The organism is Frigidibacter albus, assembly GCF_009908165.1.
In the GTDB taxonomy this organism is placed as follows: domain Bacteria; phylum Pseudomonadota; class Alphaproteobacteria; order Rhodobacterales; family Rhodobacteraceae; genus Frigidibacter; species Frigidibacter albus.
Genome location: NZ_JAAAUC010000023.1, coordinates 1 through 16,757 on the forward strand (window position 1 = coordinate 1; position 16,757 = coordinate 16,757).

The following is a 16,757-nucleotide window of genomic DNA, read 5'->3' on the forward strand; positions in this document are numbered from 1 at the left end:
AATGCCGTCGATCCCCAAGCCTGGCTCGCCGACACCCTAGCCCGCATCCCAGACTACAAGATCACAAAGGTCGACGACCTGCTGCCCTGGCGCTGGAACCGATAGCGGTCAGGCCGGACGCTTACCTGAAGGCGATCATAAGCGCAGTAGAGCCGGCTGGCGTGTAAGCCCGCCTGCTGAATACGGCGTCTCTGTCCGAACGCGGCGCTGACGAAACCCGGACTCGCCAACGAAGTAGCGGCCCGCAGGGATGTTCAGCCTTTTCTTCCTATCCTCTCGGTAGACTCCGTGGCGCAACTTTCCTCATGGGCGCCCTTCAGGCTCCCGCTCGGCCAGGGAATGCGTTCGGCCTAAAACACCGGCGGTCGCGCCGGCGGAGGAATTTCCGGTGCTGCATCGGTGAAGAGGTTCGGGAAGAGCCGCTCACGGTAAGCCAGAGGGAAGGCGATGCGGACGGGGCCCTTTGGTGTCGTTGATTTCAGGAAGCCCCCGGTCGTCAACTCTGCCAGATCGCTGCTCGTCGAGCGCTCCGAGGCACCGGTGACGTATCTTGCATCGCCCCGCGCCATCTCCCCGTGGCGCAGGACATGGGTGATCAGCTGCGGCAGGCGCTCCTTGCCGGGATGAAGATCCGAGATCAGCCGGGTGTAACGATCGCTGAGCCGGCCCAGGTCGAACATCGCTTCCGTAAAACGGATCTGGTCCAGCATGACGGTCAGGAACCACCCCGTAAACGTGGTCAGGGTGGCAAGCGAGAGGTTTCCGCGCCCGTCAAGGTCGCCCCGGCGCGGCTGGTCGGCAGACGCCATGCGCTCCTTGTATTCGGCCGGATCGGCCAGACCTCGAGCCAGGCCACGGCTGATCGACCAAAGCCCATGTCCGCCGACGCCGGCGGTCTGACACATGGCGTGCGACATCAGACGACTTACCCGGCCATTCCCATCAAGGAAGGGGTGGATGTAGTTCAACCGGTGATGCGCCGCGGGAATGGACAGGATCCGGCCGGTGGCGCCGCGCGTCAGCCCCCGGTAACGCATGGCGAAATGGTCCAGGAAGGCTGGCACCCGCGACGCCGATGGCGGCAGGTGTCGACCGACGGCGACCTCCTCGCCCTCGGCTCGAAAGGCGCCGGGGACGATCTCCTTGCGGATGCCGTCATGCTCGATGAAACGCAGGTCCTCTGGCATGGCCTGGTAGAAGCGGCGGTGCAGATCGGCGATGAAGGCCACCGAGGTGGGCTCTGGCAGATCTCCGCGGGCATGTGTTTCGTCGACCCATTCCTGCACGCGCACATGCGCTGCTGCCTCCTCGGCGAGGGGGCGGTTCTCCACGGCATCGAGCCGCCCCTCCAACGCGGCCTCGATGTCGCGTGGTCGGGTGTTGTGCCCTTCGATCAGGTTCGAATAGTAGGCGTTCATGATGCGGGTCATGGCACGCAATTCGGCGGCACTGTCGGGATGAAGGCGCCGCCCCAGGGCTTCAGCCGCCGAGCGGATCTCGAGTGCCAGATCGGTCAATGCGACCGGGATGGTCTCTTCGATGCCGCAGGGTTCGATGCGTGCCGGTGTTTCGAGCGCCATTTTGCCGATCTTCATCTCAGGTAAGCTCTTCTGAAACTAGGCTTTATGGAGCGCATCTGCAAGATTTTGCCGATCTACCTTGCGGATATTCCATGCGCATAGGGGGTCGCCCAGGGGGGCCACAGACACAGCCCCGGCCAACACCCGTCTGAAGACCGGTTGAAGGAGCTGCAACCGACGGACTCTGGCCCCAACCCACGGCGGCTCGATCTGCGAAAAATGATAAAGAGTGTGGAAATTCCAAAACCGGCGATGTCCCGAGGGCACGCTTCGACTGTTGTCTTACTCACCGCGGGGAAGGTCGCTCAGTGCATCTGGGGCACGCATTTCTTTAAGTAGTCGGCTCGAAACAGGAGTTCGCCCGCTTGGGCTCAGCGTCAGAACACACCGTCCTTAGCATCTTCTGGTCAGTTTCCAAGCCCCTCGAGGCAAGCTGCACGAGAGCTCTGCGCCCTGGCCGAAGTGCGAAAACTCTCTCGCCCGCCTGTTGATGCGACGACCGTCCGGACTGGGAAAGAGACGGCGGACTAGTGAATCTAAGCATTTGATATCTTTGTGAAAATCTAATTATTTCCCCTTGCGCAGGCCGACTTCTCGTGATCCTACAGCGCCGCTCCGCCTCGGCTGGCGGTCACCGATTCGCTTCCGCCTCCCATCATCTCGCCCGGGCAGCCCCGGGCGCCAGCTTTCTACGTCCAGGCCCATGCTCTCATTCCCACCTATCCTTCCTCCTTGCAGCGTCGCCGGACCCACGCTGCGGAGCCCGCCGACGTGCCCCGCGCCCTCGAAGTGGCGCCGGACCATGGGGAGCGGAGGCTGCGCGGCATCCTTAAACCAGCACGCCTCATGGACGGTGAGCTGCGCCTTGCAAGCCGCATGAGCGGCGATGGGGACATCAATGCCGAAGCGCCCGAGTGTCGGCCCATCATCCGGCGGTCCTGGCCCGGCGGCGTCTCCGGAATCCGCCCGAGCATGCCCTGAGGCTGCCCCCCGGATATGCCCTCGGAAAACTCGAAGGCGTCAACCGCGTGAGTATGCGAAATAGTTTTTCGCGAACATGGGTTTAGACGTCCGGCTTGGGCGCGTTTTTTGTGGATATCGGCAGCTTAAGGGTTTCGGTTTTCTGCTCGACTCGGAATCAATGGGGCCATCGACAACAGCATGAAGGAAGTTCCGGAGAGATCAGCATCACCAAAGAAAAGCCCGGCGCGAGGCCGGGCGAAAAGTGTCGGGCGAACCCGTATGATCGACCTTTAAGGTAAGCTCTCAACAGAAGAGCGCAAGCGGTTTTCTCGACATTTCCACATCTTCAGCCTGCTCCGGCCTCCGGAGCAGGGCTGGTGTCCTATTGTCGAACGGAGACTCTCTGCATGAAGCCATCCGCTTCTATCCACTTTCTGCCCGACCCGGCGAAAGGCCGCGCGGTGCGTCCGATCCCCAAGGCCTCGCAAGGCCACTTCGTCGGCGAATTCGTCTTCGGGGTCGAGAAGCCGCAGCGTGTCGGCTTCGCCAGCCTGCTCGAATTCAAGGCGGCAATCTGCACGGTCTACCGCCCTGGTTTCGTGGACCTGGAGGAACAGCTCGCGCCGATGGCATTTCGGAAGCTGGATGGGAAAGTCGGCCATCATCACTTCGACTATCGCGCCACATTCAGCAATGGGCTGCGCATCGGAATTGCCGTGAAACCATCGCACATCGCCGACCGGCCGGAGTTCCGTGCGGAGATGCGGGCTGTAGCGGAAGCTGCCGTGCCGACGGTTGTCGACAGGATGGCGGTGGTGACCGAACGGAACATCCATCCGATCGAGTTCTTCAATGCCAAGCTCTTTCATGCGGCGCGTCGGCCCGTCCAGGAAGAAGACCGGGTGATCGACGATCTGCGGTCGAGCCTGACCGGCCCCGTCACGGTCGGGCATCTGATCGATCAGGGCCGTCACGGCGGGGTTAGCCTGTTCGGTATCGCGCGTGCCATTCACGGTGGCGGCCTGAGGCTGGTGCGCAAAGAGCGCGTCGACCATTCGGCCCTCGTTGCTGCCAACGCCGATGAGGTCGTGGCATGAAATTCGGGGGCAGCAAGCTCGCAGTTTCGACGCATGTTCCGGTCGAGAAGGGCGCCATCTTCGAGTTGAACAAGCGCCGTGGCACGGTCGTCGAGCTGCGCATCACATCGTGCTTGGTCCTGTGGGAGGAGTTCGTCGACCCAGAAACTGGCGAGGTGCTGCCTGCCATCTCCGACACGGTATCGAACGAGGATTTCTGCCGTTTCGATCTGCACGGGCGCCTGAGCATCATCCGGCGTCCGTCTGCGGCAGCCCCCGTAGGCAAGCGCGACCGGAGCCATCGCACCGATGCCGAGATAGCGCGCATGCGGCACCGCTACTGCTACGTGTCCGCCGCACAGAAGCTCATCGTTGACGGTGAGTTGGAGGAAATCCGTGCGGCGTTCATTCTGCGAGGCGTTCACATCATCGCGCTCGGAACGCTCTACTACACCCAGTATCTCACCAAGAAAGCTGGTGCCGCCGACAAACGTGGCGGTGCAAAAGTCAAGGTCGGCACGCAGTCGAAAGTGCCGAAGTCTCCGGCGCACATCTACAAATGGTATTGCGATCATCGACGGCGCGGCCAGAACGGGTTGTTCGACGAATACATCAGCTCGGGAAATCGCGGCAGGCGTTATACGGAGGACGAAGAAGCTCTCGTTCACTCGGTCATCCGCCAGCGTCTCGACGAAGAGCGTTGCTCGATATCTTCTATCGTGACCAGCGTGCAGGCGGTGTTCGACGTTCACAACGAAGATGCTGCAAGGTCGCATCCGCCTGGGAAATCTTTCAATCGTCCGGGCTACGAATACATCCACGCAGCCATCGATGCGCTCGCGCCCCTTGACCATGCCATCCGGACGAGGGGCCTGAAGGTCGCATATCGCAACATGCACGCGCTGGGGGTAGGGGTGAAGACCGACCGCGCGCTCGAGCGCGTGGAGATTGACGAATATACCTTCGATCTCATGGTCATCCTGAACGGCTTGGGGATCTGGGACTGGCTCCGCTCAGAGGAGCGGGAAATGCTCGGGCTGGATGGCTCGACACGTCGGGTCGTCCTCTCGGCCGCCATCGATGTCCACACCCGTTGCATCGTTGGCATGCGGATCTCGGCAAATGGGACGACCTCGCTCCTCCGGGAAACCGTGGAGATGATTTTCCTGGACAAGACTCCGATCGCGGACGCGGTCGGAGCGCACGAGCCCTGGAACATGCATGGCCGCCCGGAGACGATCGTGCTGGATCGCGGGCCGAATTACATCGGCGACGAGGTTTATGACCTGCTGGCTTGTCTTGGCATCATCAACCTCGGTGCGCCGGCAAAGAAGCCTTGGCTCCGGCCGTTCATCGAGCGCCTCTTCAGAACGATCCATCTGGGCTTCGCGCAGCGCTTTTCGGGCCGGACATTCAGCAACGTGGTCGAGCGGGGAGAGAACGACGCGGCGGCTCGCGCGTCGTTGACGCTCGACGATTTCCTGCAGTGGCTCGTGCGATGGATCGTCGAGATCTATCACAACACGGAACATGCGGGTCTTCTCGGGCGCACGCCTGCCGAAGCCTGGGCGCAATCTCAAGCCAGCTCGCGCCTCCAGGGCGTCAGCCGTGAGGAGCTGCGGAAAGTGCTTGGCATTCGTCGGCACCGCACATTGGGCCCTTCGGGTATCACCATGATGCACATCCGCTATCAGACCGATGATCTGATGAAGATCTTCTACGGACCGCCGAACAAGCCGAAGATCCTGGAGGTGGCATGGTGGCCCCATGACATCGGCACGATCTCGGTCAAGGTCGCGCCGGACCACTGGATGAATGTCACCGCGGCCGATCCCATGTGGATCGGGAAATCCTTCGACGACCTCATGATGGTCAGGCACAGGCTTGCAGGCGAACGCGACCGCTCGAATGCCGTCCTGGCACGCGCCCTGACAGAACTGGATGCGGCGGCCTTCCGCGGCAAGGTGCTGCGTGGGCTCCTGCCAATCGCTGTCACGGACGCGACCTATGACCGCTACGAGGCAGACTTCATGCGGTTCATGTCGACGGCCGAGCGCGATTTCGACGCGCCAGAGCATGAAGATCTCTTCGATGGCGTCATCGATCTGCAGCGCAAAGCAGCCGGTTCCCCGCCAGTTTCGCCGGGCGGGCCTCCCGCCTCTCGATCAGCCCCGGCGATTTCCGCCGAGGACAGTGACGACCTGATGGAATGATACCCAATGATTGAACGTAACGCCCCCACTGCTCCGACTCTTGCCGACCCGCCTCCTGTGCATGACCTCAAGGGCCGCATTGACTGGCTGGATGACCGCTATCTCAAGAATGCCCGCGATGACGATTTCCAGGAGTTCCTGCGGGAGATCATGCAGGTGGGCACCGATGGCGCGCTGCTCCCGGTTGCAGTCCGCGATCCGCTGAATGGCGAGACGCGCGGCATGCAGGTCATCGGCGCTTCCGGTGATGGAAAGTCGGTGATGATCCGGCGCAACCTCTCCGCGCTGCCGGGCTTTGTGGAAATGAAGGACGGCAACCCGGGCAACTTCATCTACATCACGGTTTCGCCGGAGGCCACGATCAAGAGCCTGGCCTCCGATATCCTGGCTGCAACCGGCTACATGCGGCTCGCGGAACGAGCGAAGACGCATGAAGCCTGGGCGCTTGTTCGTCACCGTCTGAAGATGTTCAATGTTGCGATGCTCTGGATCGACGAGGGGCACCACCTGCTGCGGAGCGGACCGGGGCGCGACATTCCGGGTGCTCTCCAGACCCTCAAGAACCTCCTGCAGGGGGAGGGGGCGGTCGCCGTCATCCTGTCCGGCGTGCCGCAGCTCGAGGATCGCATCGCCTCGGACCCTGAGACGTTCCGCCGCTACCGGTTGCGCCAGCGCCTCCGGCCCGTCACGGCGAGTGGGGCAGACATGCAACGGCTGGGTCGGTTCATCGACGTCTGCTGCCGGAAGCTTGATATGTCGCTGGCCGATGACCCGGCTTTCGTGGAACGCATCGTCTTTTCCCAGAAGTCTGGTCTCGGCCGGTCCATTGCCTTTGCGAAGATGACGGTGCGCCGCGCGCTGCTCAAAGGTCAGGCCGTGGTGTCCCTCGATGACGCCCGCCGGACCTGGATCCTCAACGGTGGAACCGACGACGACGCAACCCCCTTCGACGCGGGCAACTGGCCGGAGCTGCGCAAGCTGCTCGAAGCGCGGGGCTGGTAACCCGGATGCTCACGCCCTTCATCCCCTATGATCCGACGGAAACCATCCATTCCTACGCGGCCCGCCTGGCGATGGTCCATACCGGCCAGGGCGCGGCGCGCCTGCTGACGGATCTCGGGATCCCGCCCGCTCGGTTCAGGTCGGGAGATCCGGAGGCTGTGGAGCGGCTCGCCGGAAGCGCGGGAGAGAATCCGTCGAGCCTGCAGGCCGCCACCATCCGCACATTGAAGCGCTATAACACGTTCAGGGGCGACGACTTTTCCCGCAGTGTCCTGTCGCCGCGCGTCCGGCAGTTCTGCCCCCATTGCCTCCGGGAGGATGGGGCCGAGGAGAACTGGCGTCATCGTCTCGCGTGGTGTTTCTTGCCGGTTCCCGATTGCCACAGGCACGGTCTGACGATGCTCGAAGTCGACGCCGTCGACATCGACGATGTGCGCGACGCGGTTCAGGCCGCCGGCGGCCTGACCGTCGCCGAGACAGGCACCGAAGCAGCAGGTGCCGGGACGCATGCTGCATGGCTGCACCAGCGCCTCGCGGGGCAGGGCGCAATGAACTGGCTGGACGATCAGACCATCGAACAGGTGCTGAACGCCTCGGAAATGCTCGGTCTGGTTCTCGAGCACGGCCAACAGATCCGCCCGGCCACACTGTCGCGTGTTCAGCGAAACCAGGCGCTTGCCCTCGGTTTCGAAATCTATGAGCAGGGACCGGACGCGGTCTATGCTGCTCTCAGCGACATCCGCGGTCGATCAGCTGCCACGGCTGTTCAATCCGGTCCGCTGGCGATGTATGGTATCCTGTATGACTGGCTGAGCCGTCGATCGCAGATGATCGCTCCCGGCCCGATCAGAAACATCTTGCGCGAGCACATCCTGGATCACGATGCCTACATGTCCGGCGAGAAGCTCCTGGGCGAATGGGTGATGGAGCGGCGCCTACATTCGGTCAAGAGCCTGGCGTTGACCCTGAAGGTCGATCGTCGCCGCATGTCGCGCCTCCTGCAGAAGCTCGGCATGGTCCCTCAGGGCGCAACTGATGCGGAGAGCGGGCGTCTGGTGTTTCCGGTCCGCGAGGTCGAGCAGCTGGTTCAAGACTACAATGACCCCGTGCCTCTCGCCGAGCTCCCCGGATATGTCGGGGGCACCCAGACGCAGACCCAGGGGCTTTACCGAGCTGGCGTGTTTCCGGCGTTGATCCCCGCCGACGCGCCGGGTGCGGTCCGCGGCGTGATCTTCGCAAGGCGCATGCTTGACGATTTCCTCACCGCGATCGCTGCCTTGCCTGTGCTCGAGGACGGTGAACGCGACGCCGTCCTGTCGATCGGTGAAGCATGCCAGCGCCATGGCGGGACGACCGATGCACTGATCTCTGCCGTGATGTCTGGAAAGGTCGCCGGCTTCCGCATGCCGGGAGATGCGCGACTCCATGGCCTTCTGGTCCTGAAAACTGATGTCGTGGCCTTCCGCCGCGCTGCCTTGAAGGTTGCAGAAACCCCCTAGCATCTTCGAACTTGCGTCACTTTACAGGCCATGGCACTGGGCTCGCGATCGCGGGCCCTTTTTTTGTTTTTCGCAAGGTTTCCGCTTGCCGACAAACCTTTGGTCCGAATTGCACAAACCTATGGTCCCAGGTGAAATCGGGTCATTGATTTCATTGGGAAATTATCGGCCTCCGGCAGTAACTACGCCCCGAGCTTCAAGCGTTGTAGCTCGGGGCATAGTTGCTGCCGGCTGGGGGCATAGTTGGCCCAGTTCGGGGCATAGGTTTGCCCTGGTCGAGCGTCTGGGGCGGCAAGTTCTATGACTACGCCTATGCGCTCGGGCTCGGGATGCCCGATGGCTACTGGTCGGGCAAGCCGGCCTCGACGGTGCCGGTCTCCGCCGCCCTCGACCGCGCGCCCTGGATCATGGAGCAGCAGCCGATGCCGGTGTCGACCGCGGCGGCGGGCATGCCCCAGGCACTCGATACCGTCGTGGCCCGCGTCGAGGCGCTCGGGCTCGTGCCGGGCTATGCGGTGGTGATGCCGAACGGGCCGGAGGGGGTGTTCACCGCCTCGGTCTATCCCGATGACATCACCCATGAGCGGGTGATCCATCTCGACCAGTATAGCGGCGCGGTTCTCTATGACGCGGATCTTGCCGACCTTGGCACCCTCGGGCGGTGGGCCGAATGGGGGATCAGCGTGCATATGGGGCAGGAGTTCGGGCGGGTGAACCAGATCGTCCTGCTGCTGGCCTGCGCGGCGATGGCGATGCTCTGCGTCTCGGCCGCCGCGATGTGGTGGAAGCGCCGCCCCGCCGGCGCGCTCGGGGTGCCGCAGGTGCCGGCCGACTGGCGGATCCCGCGCACGTTGCTGCTGATGGCGGTCGCGGCGGGCATCTTCTTCCCGCTGGTCGGCCTGTCGATGCTGCTGCTGGCGGCGGTGGAGCTGGCCGTGTTCCTTGCCGGCCGCCGCCTGCGCACCGCATGAAACCCGGGCGCCCGGTCAGGGCCGGGCGCCCCGCCGACGCTCGACCTTGGCCAACAGGATCAGGCTGGAGGTCAGCAGCAGCGCGCCGTTCGCGGGGTGCAGGGCCAACAACGGACCAGCCCCGGCCGCAAGCGCGATCTGGGTGAGGTAGAGGAACGCGGTCAGCCCTGCCCACCAGCCGAACCCGCGCAGGCGCGGGATGCAAAGCGCGCCGGCAAGAAGCGCCAGGACCGGCAGGGACAGCGCCCCGCCGACCGCCCCATGCAGCCCCCACATCCCGCCGTCGCGAAACAGGGCAATGCCGGCGCTTAGGAACTGCGCAAGGAGACCGAGGGGCAGCGCCCAGGCCGAAAGGGTGAACCAGACGGGTGTGCCGCGTGCGAGATCGGTGAAGGTGTCATGCATCTTCTCCATGGCTCAGGCCGCCCGTTGCAAAGGTGTGGCGATCCAGCGGGCGAGGGTATCCGCATAGTCCGCCGCTGCTGCGTCCAGCTCTTCTGGCGTGAGGTCCATGGCGCGGTAGAGCACGAAGGGCTCGGCCCAGGGCAACCCGCAGCGATTGGCGGTGGCGCGGAGCGGGGCAAGCATGTCGGTCATGGCGAACAGGTTGGCGCCGCCGGGCCGGTAGGCCTCGGGTACGTTCCCCGCAGTGGTGGCGACCATCAGCGGCGTGCCTTCCAGCAGGCGGCCCTCGGTCTCGTACCGGATGTAGAACATCCGCGTCAGCACCGCGTCCTGCCAGGCCTTCAGCAGCGGCGGCGTTGAGTACCATTGCAGCGGGAATTGCAGCACGATCCGGCCCGCGGTCAGCAGCCGCGCCACTTCGGCGGCGCTGTCACCGTAGTGCCCATCCGGGCATTCCGCCTGCATGTCGATCACCTCGACACCCGGAAGGGCGGCGGCGGCGCGGGCGAGGGCGGCATTGGCCTTGGAGCGGGCGGGGTCGGGGTGGAACATGTAAACCAGAATGCGGGTCATCGTCGTCTCCTGCGGGTTGGGATGCAGGCAAGATGCGGGATGACAACAAATCACTCCAATCGATTGATGATCTGATCTATTATCCACCTTATGAATTTACGCTCGCTTGACCTCAACCTGCTGGTGATCCTCGACGCGCTGCTCGACGAGGCGCATGTCAGCCGCGCCGCGGACCGGCTCAACCTGTCGCAGCCGGCTGCCTCGGCGGCGCTGCAGCGCTGCCGGCACCTGTTCGGGGATGTCTTGCTGGAGCGGGGGCGTGGCACCATGCGCCTGACGCCGAAGGCGGAATCGCTGCGGGCCCCGCTGAAATCGCTGCTGGCGGGGGTGACCGATCTGGTCGATCCGGTGGACCCGCCCCTGGCCGAGCTGCGGCAGGTGCTGCGCATCTCGATGACCGATTTCCCGGCGCTGCTGGTCATCGGGCCGCTGCAACAGGCCTTGGCCAGCTCCGCCCCCGGCATCGATCTGGTGATCCAGCCCTGGCACGGGGCCGAGGCCGCCCGCGCAGCCCTGATCTCCGGACTCAGCGACATCGCCATTTCCGTCCTGCCAGGCGCGCAGGAGGAGTTGGAGGTGACGGAGCTGCTCGATGAGCATTACGTCATCGCGCTGCGCCCGGGGCATCCGGCGATCCCCGGCTTCGACCTCGGCCGCTGGCTTGGCTACCCGCATATCCTCGTGTCGGGCCAAGGTGACACCCGCAGTCCGCTCGATGCCGACCTCGCGCGTATCAGCTGTTCCCGCCGCGTGGGGCTGGTGGTGCCCAGCTTCGGCATGGTGCCGGACCTGCTGCGCGCGTCGGACATGATCGCCATGCTGCCCTCGCGCATCCTGCCCGCCGCGCCGGATCTGGTCAGCCTGCCGGTGCCGATCCCGGTCGCCGGGTTTCCGCTGCACCTCGCCTGGCATCGCCGCCGGGCCAAGGATGCCGGGCTTCGGCATGTGGCGGGGCTGCTGGTCGGGATGCTGGCGTGAGGGCGCGGTTCCTTTTGCCAGTGCGAGGGGATAAAACTGCCTGAGGACGATCCGAGGAGAGAGTGATGCGCAGAGTGGTTCTTGGAGCGCTGGTGGTGGCCGCGCTGGCGACGATCTGGAGCGCGCAGCCGGCCGCCGCTGCCTGGCTGGGTCGCTATGTGGTCCACGGGGTCGAAGGCGATGACCTGCTGAAGATGCGCGCGGGGCCGGGAACCGGGTATATCGTCATCGCCGGCTTTCCCAATGGCACCGTGTTCCGCATCCATTCGTGCCAGCAGACCGGCAGCACCCGCTGGTGCCAGGTGTCGCTGGACCGGGTGCAGGGGCTGAAGGGCTATGTCTCTTGGGCCTATCTGCGCAAGATGTGACCCGGGCGACCCTCAATTCACCCGCAACCCGCGCCGTTGCGCCTCGCGCGCCAGAATCTCGCGGGCGGGGTGCCCGGCGATCGGCACCGTGACGTCGGCCGCGATCTCGCCCGCGGCAATCAGCGCGTGATAGCGCGCGCAGCACACCCGCAGGAACGAGGTGAAATTGCCAAGGTCATGATCGGCATCCATCGCCTCATGCCACAGCTTGGTGATCAGCTGCGCGACGGTCATCCCGTCGCGCGCGCCGATTTCGGTCAGCGTCTCCCAGAAATGGGTCTCGATCCGGATCGAGGTGGCGACCCCGTCGATGCGCAAGCTGTGGGTGCGGCTTTGCCATTGCCCGGCATCGGCCTTGATGAAGAGTTCACACATCGCAGGGCCTCCCGTCCCGTTGACGTCAGAGCAGCGCCATGAACTGCTTCAGCCAGGCCGGATGGGCCGGCCAGGCGGGCGCTGTCACCAGATTGCCATCGGTCACCGCCTCTGTCACCGCAATATCGGGATAGGTGCCACCCGAGGCCGTGACCTCATAGGCGCAGGCCGGGTAGGCCGAGCATGTGCGCCCCTTCAGAACGCCAGCCGCCGCCAGCAGCTGCGCGCCGTGGCAGATCGAGGCGACAGGTTTGCCGGCGTCGAAGAAATGCCGGACCATGGCCAGCACCTCGGGGTTCATCCGCAGATATTCCGGCGCGCGGCCGCCCGGGATGACCAGCGCGTCATAGCTGGCGGCCTCCACTGCGGCGAAATCGGCGGTCAGCGCGAAGTTGTGGCCGGGTTTTTCCGAATAGGTCTGGTCGCCCTCGAAATCATGGATCGCGGTCTTCACCGTGTCCCCAGCGGCCTTGCCGGGGCAGACGGCATCCACCTCATGGCCGCACGCCAGAAGCGTCTGGAACGGGACCATCGTTTCATAGTCCTCGGTGAAATCGCCGGTGATCATCAGGATCGTCGCCATGCTGCATCCTCCCTTGCTGATGGTGGGCCAAGGGTAGGGCAGGGCGCGGCGCTGTGGGTGTTAGCGGGATACTACGGCCCGGCCCACGGCGTCTGCAGGCAACTCACCCCCGAGCCAGGATTTGCGATCCTGCGCCTTGGCAAACATGGAAGCACCCGCAGGGTGCCAAGCCCTGCGGGTGCTCCGAGATATCAAGCGGGAGGAGATCAGTCCTGAAGCTTGGCCGTCAACTCGGCCTGCAGATCGGTATCTACCTGAGCAAGCTGCAGAATTTCGACGTAGCGATCAACTTCGATATTGGGGGTCTCTTCGATCGCCTGTGTCATCTTGGCTTGCGCCTCAGTGACGATTGCCTGCTTTTCGGCTTCGCCATCGGCTTGCTGGAGACGTGCGCCATAGTCCTGTTCGACGGCGGCCACTTCCTCGTAAGCCACCACGAACGCGTCGAGCTCGGAATCCGAGACCGAGGCCGGGTCGATCGTCTGCTGTGCCATGGCGGGGGCCAGGACGAGGGGCGAAGCCGTGATCGTTGCCGCAGTGATGGCGGTCGCAAGTATCTTGGAGATGGACATTTCAAACCTTTCCTCGAGTTTTGCACTCGCCGCTCAACCTAATGGCCTGTCCGTTGAGCGCAAACCGGGTCGCGGAAATCTGCCGATGCCGGGTCTTGTGCCGGGTCTCGGGAGGAGTGGGGATGCAAGAATCCGCCGCCGCGTGCGACAGCGCCGGAAGCGGTGTTGAACATTCGGAAAGCTGCCATACCTTGCAGGCATGAACACTGCATCTTGCCATATCGGCGCTACCCGCGCCCCGGTCACGCCGCTGCCCCCCACAGATGGCGCGTCCTCTCGCCGAGTGTTGAAACGTCTAAAGGAGATGCTGTTCGGACTTGTCCTGTCGCTGCTTGCGGCTGCGATTGTCTTTGCAGATGAAATCCCGCAGGACTGGGTTCCCGAGGCCATTGCCTTGCCGGATGACGCGGAAATCGTCATGGATCGGGCGATCGGGTCAGGTATCCGGATGTTCTCGTTCAGCACCGGGGCCGACGTCGAAGCGTTGTTCAATGCCTGGACTGCGGCCCTGGAGGAAAACGGATACACCATCCGGCCCCAGCCAGCCGAGTTCGACGTGACGGCTATCGAGTTTTCCGGGGGTGCCCTTCTGAATGCGAAGATCGCCACCAGTGCGCCCAGCGAAGGCGACCGCGTGGTGATCACGTTCGACGCGACGCTTCAGTGACCGCCGCGGGGGCTGTCGCCGGCCCGACTGCCGACCGAGTTATGTGACCCCGCACGGTCTGCCGGACGTCACGGCGTGATCAGGTATTTCGCCCCCGTCGACTTGCGCATGTAGGCGGCGACCGTCTCCGGCTCCAGCGCCTGTTCCAGCGTGATCTGGGCCGTGTAATGGCTGGCGAAGGTCGTGTCCATTTCCTCCACCACCCGCTTGCGCATCGCCTGCACCGTGGCCGGGTCCAGCCGCTGCAGCGCGTGGAACAGCAGCCAGCCGCCGATGCTCCAGCTGAAGCCAAAGCCGCGGCGGAGCGTGGTGGGGCCGGTGTCGAGCGCGCCGTAGATGTAGCCCTGCTTCAGCACGGCAGAGCCATAGCGGTCATAGCCGGCCATGCTGCGCGCCGCGATCTCCTCCATCGCGTTGAGGATGGTGCTGGTCATCTCGCCGCCGCCGATGGCGTCGAACGAGATCGTGGCACCTGTCGCGGCAATCGCCTCGGTCAGGTCCTCGCGGAAGGTCTCGGCGCTGCTGTCCACGACATGCTCTGCCCCGAGGCCGCGCAGCAGGGCGACCTGTTCGGGGCTGCGGACGATGTTCACAAGGCCGATGCCGTCCGCCTTGCAGATCCGCACCAGCATCTGCCCGAGGTTCGAGGCGGCGGGGGCGTGGACGATGGCGCTGTGCCCCTCGGCCCGCATGGTTTCGGTAAACCCAAGCGCCGTCAGCGGGTTGACGAACAGCGCGGCGCCGGCCTCGGCCGAGGCGCCCTCGGGCAAAGGCAGGCAATCCCTGGCCGCGATCAGGCGCAGGCGGGCATACATCGCGCCGCCCAGCATGGCGACGCGCCGCCCGACAAGCTGCTGCTGGTCCGGCCCCGCCGCAATGACGGTTCCCGCGCCCTCGTTGCCCGCGGCAAGGGACTGGCCAATGCGGGCCCGCATCGCCGGCATGGCGCGGTCCGGGATGCGCGCGGTCAGCGCCGCGCCGTCCTTGGCCAGCGTCGCCATATCGGCCGGCCCGAACATCAGCCCCAGATCCGAGGGGTTGATGGGGGCCGCCTCGATGCGCACCAGAAGCTGCCCCGGCCCGGGCTCGGGCAGGGTGACGGGTTCAAGATGCAGCCGCAGGGTGCCATCTGCGGTGACGGTCGATCTCAATTCTTGGCTGTTGCGGTCCATGGGGCCTCCGGGGTGCGGTTGCGGGCGATCCTCCCCCAGCGAGCGGCCGGCTGCAACAGCCAGAAACGGGAAAAGCGTGCGCAAGATCACTCGGCGAGTGATTCGAAGAATCGAAAAACTATTTCGATTCATTGGCTTGCAGTCTCCCCTAGCTCACTCTAAAGCCTATAGCATGCGCAGGAAACCAATAGCATGCGCAGGATGAACCGTAGAGGCCAATCCGCTGCAAAGGGTCAGGTAACTACCTGCTTAAAAACGAAAAAACCCGTGCCTTCCGGCGCGGGTTCATCTGCTCTTCGGTGATTTCTTCAGTGTGCGGGCGTCAGGTCGGCAGGCTGACCTGGAACGGCCTGTCCTTGCGGAACATGGTCGTGTAGCCGGGATGGAGGAACGGACCTGCGACCTCGTTCACGTCTGTCTTCATGGCCCAGACCTTGATGAAATGCTCGCGGCTCAACGTGGTCGCGCCCTGTGCCGCGGCTTCCAGGATCGCGTTGATCGTCAACTGGATGACCAGGCCCCACCGGAACGCCCCTGCCGTTGCCAGCCGGTCGTAGAAGTCGAAGCTGGTAAGGTCGGCGTCCAGTTCGATCCTGGCATGTATCGCGTAGCTGCTGACCATCTCGTGCACGATGCGGTAGTCATCCGGGGGCGTGATGTCTTCGAAATTGACATGGTTGATCAACCGGAACAGCTGGGGTTCGCGCTTCACCTGGCCTGCCAATTCGGGAACGCCGGTCAGGATGAGCATCAGGGGCCACTGAGGTGATTTCATGAGGGTCTTGAACGAATCCAGAATGGCGAGGCACTCGGCATCGGACTTGCCGCGCAGGATATGCTGCGCCTCATCATAGTAGATACCCACCACGCCCTGTTCACGCGCCTGGACGACCACCTGCCGCCAGATCTGAACCTGGGTCGCGCGCGACTTGTCCGAGATGGGGTAGCCGAGCCCTCGCAGCGTCTCGCGGCCGAGCTCTTTCCAGGCCACCTTACCGTCCAGGACGCAGGACACGAAGCGCGCGGGCATGCCAGAGGGCATCATTGCCTCGCTGGCGTTGAACGCGTTTACGAGGCGGTCCACCTCCTCGGTTTTGCCAGAGCCCGACTGCCCGGTCACCAGCAGGCCTTCCGACTCGAAGCGCCGTCCGCCCCGAACGTTGCCAAGGTGGCGGCTGAAGATGGTGGCGAGGGCGTGCTGGAGGTCGGTAGCGCGCTGCAGCGGGAAATGGCTGTCGGAGACCGACGACTGCGCCGCGACAACCGTGTCGATGACGAAGGGATTCATAACTTGCTTTCCTTGATCGGCGTAAAGGTCATGACAGGGCCGTTCGGTGGGGCGGTAGGAGCCGGATCTGCGGGCGGCTTGGTGGCCGCCGTTGGCGTCTCGACCAGGTGGACAGCCGGCGAGGGCGAGCGATCCATCACCTTGCCTGGCATGACGGTCAGCCCCTGCGTGGGTGTGCCGCGGAACTCGACCTTATCGAGCCGCTTGGCCTTCTCCTGCAGTTCCTCGATCCCGCGGTAGCTGGCCGGCAGATGCGGATCGCCGAAGAAGCCCGATTCCTTGGCGCGGCGAGCGATGGCTGCACCGACCTGCTCATTATTGAACTGGCGCTGGCGCGGGTTGAGGCTGACCTGCCACGGGATTTTTCCTCCAACTGCGATTAGAGTCCGCTCCATGGAGAGGACGGACGATGAAGCGAACGATACGAACCGAAGAGCAGATCATCGGCATTTTGCAGGAGCATGAGGCCGGG

General features: G+C 64.2%; 18 protein-coding genes. 9 read left to right on the plus strand and 9 right to left on the minus strand.

Annotated elements, in window-relative coordinates; genetic code table 11:
- A partial coding sequence (locus GVY41_RS19520; protein WP_161656893.1) for a transposase domain-containing protein occupies positions 1–105 on the plus strand: 105 nt, incomplete at its 5' end.
- A gap of 245 nt (positions 106–350) precedes the next feature.
- Here the strand turns inward: GVY41_RS19520 and GVY41_RS19525 are convergent.
- Complete coding sequence (locus GVY41_RS19525; RefSeq protein ID WP_229726132.1) at positions 351–1,595, minus strand: Fic family protein; 1,245 nt, start codon at positions 1,593–1,595, stop codon at positions 351–353.
- Between the two features lie 1,355 nt (positions 1,596–2,950).
- Between GVY41_RS19525 and GVY41_RS19530 the strand changes: the two genes are divergently transcribed.
- The 5 genes from GVY41_RS19530 to GVY41_RS19550 all read left to right on the plus strand — a co-directional run bounded on the left by GVY41_RS19530 (position 2,951) and on the right by GVY41_RS19550 (position 9,304).
- A complete protein-coding gene (locus tag GVY41_RS19530) occupies positions 2,951–3,640 on the plus strand; it encodes a hypothetical protein (RefSeq protein ID WP_161348657.1) in 690 nt (229 codons plus the stop codon).
- Complete coding sequence (locus GVY41_RS19535) at positions 3,637–5,832, plus strand: DDE-type integrase/transposase/recombinase (protein WP_161348656.1); 2,196 nt, start codon at positions 3,637–3,639, stop codon at positions 5,830–5,832. The genes GVY41_RS19530 and GVY41_RS19535 overlap by 4 nt, the downstream gene beginning before the upstream one ends.
- Before the next feature lie 6 nt (positions 5,833–5,838).
- Positions 5,839–6,834 carry a TniB family NTP-binding protein gene (locus GVY41_RS19540; protein WP_161348655.1) on the plus strand — a complete coding sequence of 332 codons (996 nt, stop codon included), beginning with the start codon at positions 5,839–5,841 and terminating at the stop codon, positions 6,832–6,834.
- Positions 6,835–6,839: 5 nt separating this feature from the next.
- Complete coding sequence (locus GVY41_RS19545) at positions 6,840–8,333, plus strand: TniQ family protein (protein ID WP_161348654.1); 1,494 nt, start codon at positions 6,840–6,842, stop codon at positions 8,331–8,333.
- A gap of 266 nt (positions 8,334–8,599) precedes the next feature.
- Positions 8,600–9,304: a PepSY-associated TM helix domain-containing protein gene (locus tag GVY41_RS19550; RefSeq protein WP_229726134.1), complete on the plus strand. Its 705-nt coding sequence runs from the start codon at positions 8,600–8,602 to the stop codon at positions 9,302–9,304.
- Positions 9,305–9,319: 15 nt separating this feature from the next.
- On the opposite strand, the gene GVY41_RS19555 is transcribed toward GVY41_RS19550, so the two are convergent.
- Together GVY41_RS19555 and GVY41_RS19560 are read right to left on the minus strand one after the other, a co-directional pair.
- Complete coding sequence (locus tag GVY41_RS19555; RefSeq protein ID WP_161348653.1) at positions 9,320–9,718, minus strand: DUF6220 domain-containing protein; 399 nt, start codon at positions 9,716–9,718, stop codon at positions 9,320–9,322.
- Between the two features lie 3 nt (positions 9,719–9,721).
- Positions 9,722–10,282 (minus strand): NAD(P)H-dependent oxidoreductase, encoded by a 561-nt coding sequence (locus GVY41_RS19560; RefSeq protein ID WP_161348652.1) that lies wholly within the window; start codon positions 10,280–10,282, stop codon positions 9,722–9,724.
- Positions 10,283–10,372: 90 nt separating this feature from the next.
- On the opposite strand from GVY41_RS19560, the gene GVY41_RS19565 reads away from it, so the two are divergent.
- Together GVY41_RS19565 and GVY41_RS19570 are read left to right on the plus strand one after the other, a co-directional pair.
- Positions 10,373–11,260 carry a LysR family transcriptional regulator gene (locus GVY41_RS19565; protein ID WP_161348651.1) on the plus strand — a complete coding sequence of 296 codons (888 nt, stop codon included), beginning with the start codon at positions 10,373–10,375 and terminating at the stop codon, positions 11,258–11,260.
- 65 nt (positions 11,261–11,325) lie between these two features.
- Positions 11,326–11,628 (plus strand): SH3 domain-containing protein, encoded by a 303-nt coding sequence (locus tag GVY41_RS19570; RefSeq protein ID WP_161348650.1) that lies wholly within the window; start codon positions 11,326–11,328, stop codon positions 11,626–11,628.
- Positions 11,629–11,640: 12 nt separating this feature from the next.
- Here GVY41_RS19570 and GVY41_RS19575 read toward each other — a convergent pair whose 3' ends face one another.
- The 3 genes from GVY41_RS19575 to GVY41_RS19585 all read right to left on the minus strand — a co-directional run bounded on the left by GVY41_RS19575 (position 11,641) and on the right by GVY41_RS19585 (position 13,158).
- Positions 11,641–12,003: a ribbon-helix-helix domain-containing protein gene (locus tag GVY41_RS19575; RefSeq protein WP_161348649.1), complete on the minus strand. Its 363-nt coding sequence runs from the start codon at positions 12,001–12,003 to the stop codon at positions 11,641–11,643.
- A gap of 25 nt (positions 12,004–12,028) precedes the next feature.
- Positions 12,029–12,586, minus strand: a complete 558-nt coding sequence (locus GVY41_RS19580; RefSeq protein WP_161348648.1) for a DJ-1/PfpI family protein — start codon at positions 12,584–12,586, stop codon at positions 12,029–12,031.
- A 206-nt stretch (positions 12,587–12,792) separates the two neighbouring features.
- A complete protein-coding gene (locus GVY41_RS19585) occupies positions 12,793–13,158 on the minus strand; it encodes a DUF4168 domain-containing protein (protein WP_161348647.1) in 366 nt (121 codons plus the stop codon).
- Positions 13,159–13,462: 304 nt separating this feature from the next.
- Between GVY41_RS19585 and GVY41_RS19590 the strand changes: the two genes are divergently transcribed.
- Positions 13,463–13,825 (plus strand): hypothetical protein, encoded by a 363-nt coding sequence (locus GVY41_RS19590; RefSeq protein ID WP_161348646.1) that lies wholly within the window; start codon positions 13,463–13,465, stop codon positions 13,823–13,825.
- A 68-nt stretch (positions 13,826–13,893) separates the two neighbouring features.
- Here GVY41_RS19590 and GVY41_RS19595 read toward each other — a convergent pair whose 3' ends face one another.
- From GVY41_RS19595 to GVY41_RS19605, 3 genes are all read right to left on the minus strand, one after another.
- Complete coding sequence (locus tag GVY41_RS19595) at positions 13,894–14,997, minus strand: zinc-binding dehydrogenase (protein ID WP_161348645.1); 1,104 nt, start codon at positions 14,995–14,997, stop codon at positions 13,894–13,896.
- 322 nt (positions 14,998–15,319) lie between these two features.
- On the minus strand, positions 15,320–16,285 hold the full coding sequence (locus GVY41_RS19600; protein WP_161348644.1) for an ATP-binding protein: 966 nt from the start codon (positions 16,283–16,285) through the stop codon (positions 15,320–15,322).
- On the minus strand, positions 16,282–16,680 hold the full coding sequence (locus GVY41_RS19605; protein WP_161348643.1) for a hypothetical protein: 399 nt from the start codon (positions 16,678–16,680) through the stop codon (positions 16,282–16,284). Before GVY41_RS19605 ends, GVY41_RS19600 begins: the two co-directional genes overlap by 4 nt.
- Positions 16,681–16,757 lie beyond the last annotated feature (77 nt).

Excerpts from the sequence above, each read along its gene's own strand:
- GVY41_RS19525 (WP_229726132.1), bottom strand. The coding sequence starts at position 1,595 with ATGAAGATCGGCAAAATGGCGCTCGAAACACCGGCACGCATCGAACCC.
- GVY41_RS19530 (WP_161348657.1), top strand. The coding sequence starts at position 2,951 with ATGAAGCCATCCGCTTCTATCCACTTTCTGCCCGACCCGGCGAAAGGC.
- GVY41_RS19535 (WP_161348656.1), top strand. The coding sequence starts at position 3,637 with ATGAAATTCGGGGGCAGCAAGCTCGCAGTTTCGACGCATGTTCCGGTC.
- GVY41_RS19540 (WP_161348655.1), top strand. The coding sequence starts at position 5,839 with ATGATTGAACGTAACGCCCCCACTGCTCCGACTCTTGCCGACCCGCCT.
- GVY41_RS19545 (WP_161348654.1), top strand. The coding sequence starts at position 6,840 with ATGCTCACGCCCTTCATCCCCTATGATCCGACGGAAACCATCCATTCC.
- GVY41_RS19555 (WP_161348653.1), bottom strand. The coding sequence starts at position 9,718 with ATGGAGAAGATGCATGACACCTTCACCGATCTCGCACGCGGCACACCC.
- GVY41_RS19560 (WP_161348652.1), bottom strand. The coding sequence starts at position 10,282 with ATGACCCGCATTCTGGTTTACATGTTCCACCCCGACCCCGCCCGCTCC.
- GVY41_RS19565 (WP_161348651.1), top strand. The coding sequence starts at position 10,373 with ATGAATTTACGCTCGCTTGACCTCAACCTGCTGGTGATCCTCGACGCG.
- GVY41_RS19570 (WP_161348650.1), top strand. The coding sequence starts at position 11,326 with ATGCGCAGAGTGGTTCTTGGAGCGCTGGTGGTGGCCGCGCTGGCGACG.
- GVY41_RS19575 (WP_161348649.1), bottom strand. The coding sequence starts at position 12,003 with ATGTGTGAACTCTTCATCAAGGCCGATGCCGGGCAATGGCAAAGCCGC.
- GVY41_RS19580 (WP_161348648.1), bottom strand. The coding sequence starts at position 12,586 with ATGGCGACGATCCTGATGATCACCGGCGATTTCACCGAGGACTATGAA.
- GVY41_RS19585 (WP_161348647.1), bottom strand. The coding sequence starts at position 13,158 with ATGTCCATCTCCAAGATACTTGCGACCGCCATCACTGCGGCAACGATC.
- GVY41_RS19590 (WP_161348646.1), top strand. The coding sequence starts at position 13,463 with ATGCTGTTCGGACTTGTCCTGTCGCTGCTTGCGGCTGCGATTGTCTTT.
- GVY41_RS19595 (WP_161348645.1), bottom strand. The coding sequence starts at position 14,997 with ATGGACCGCAACAGCCAAGAATTGAGATCGACCGTCACCGCAGATGGC.
- GVY41_RS19600 (WP_161348644.1), bottom strand. The coding sequence starts at position 16,285 with ATGAATCCCTTCGTCATCGACACGGTTGTCGCGGCGCAGTCGTCGGTC.
- GVY41_RS19605 (WP_161348643.1), bottom strand. The coding sequence starts at position 16,680 with ATGGAGCGGACTCTAATCGCAGTTGGAGGAAAAATCCCGTGGCAGGTC.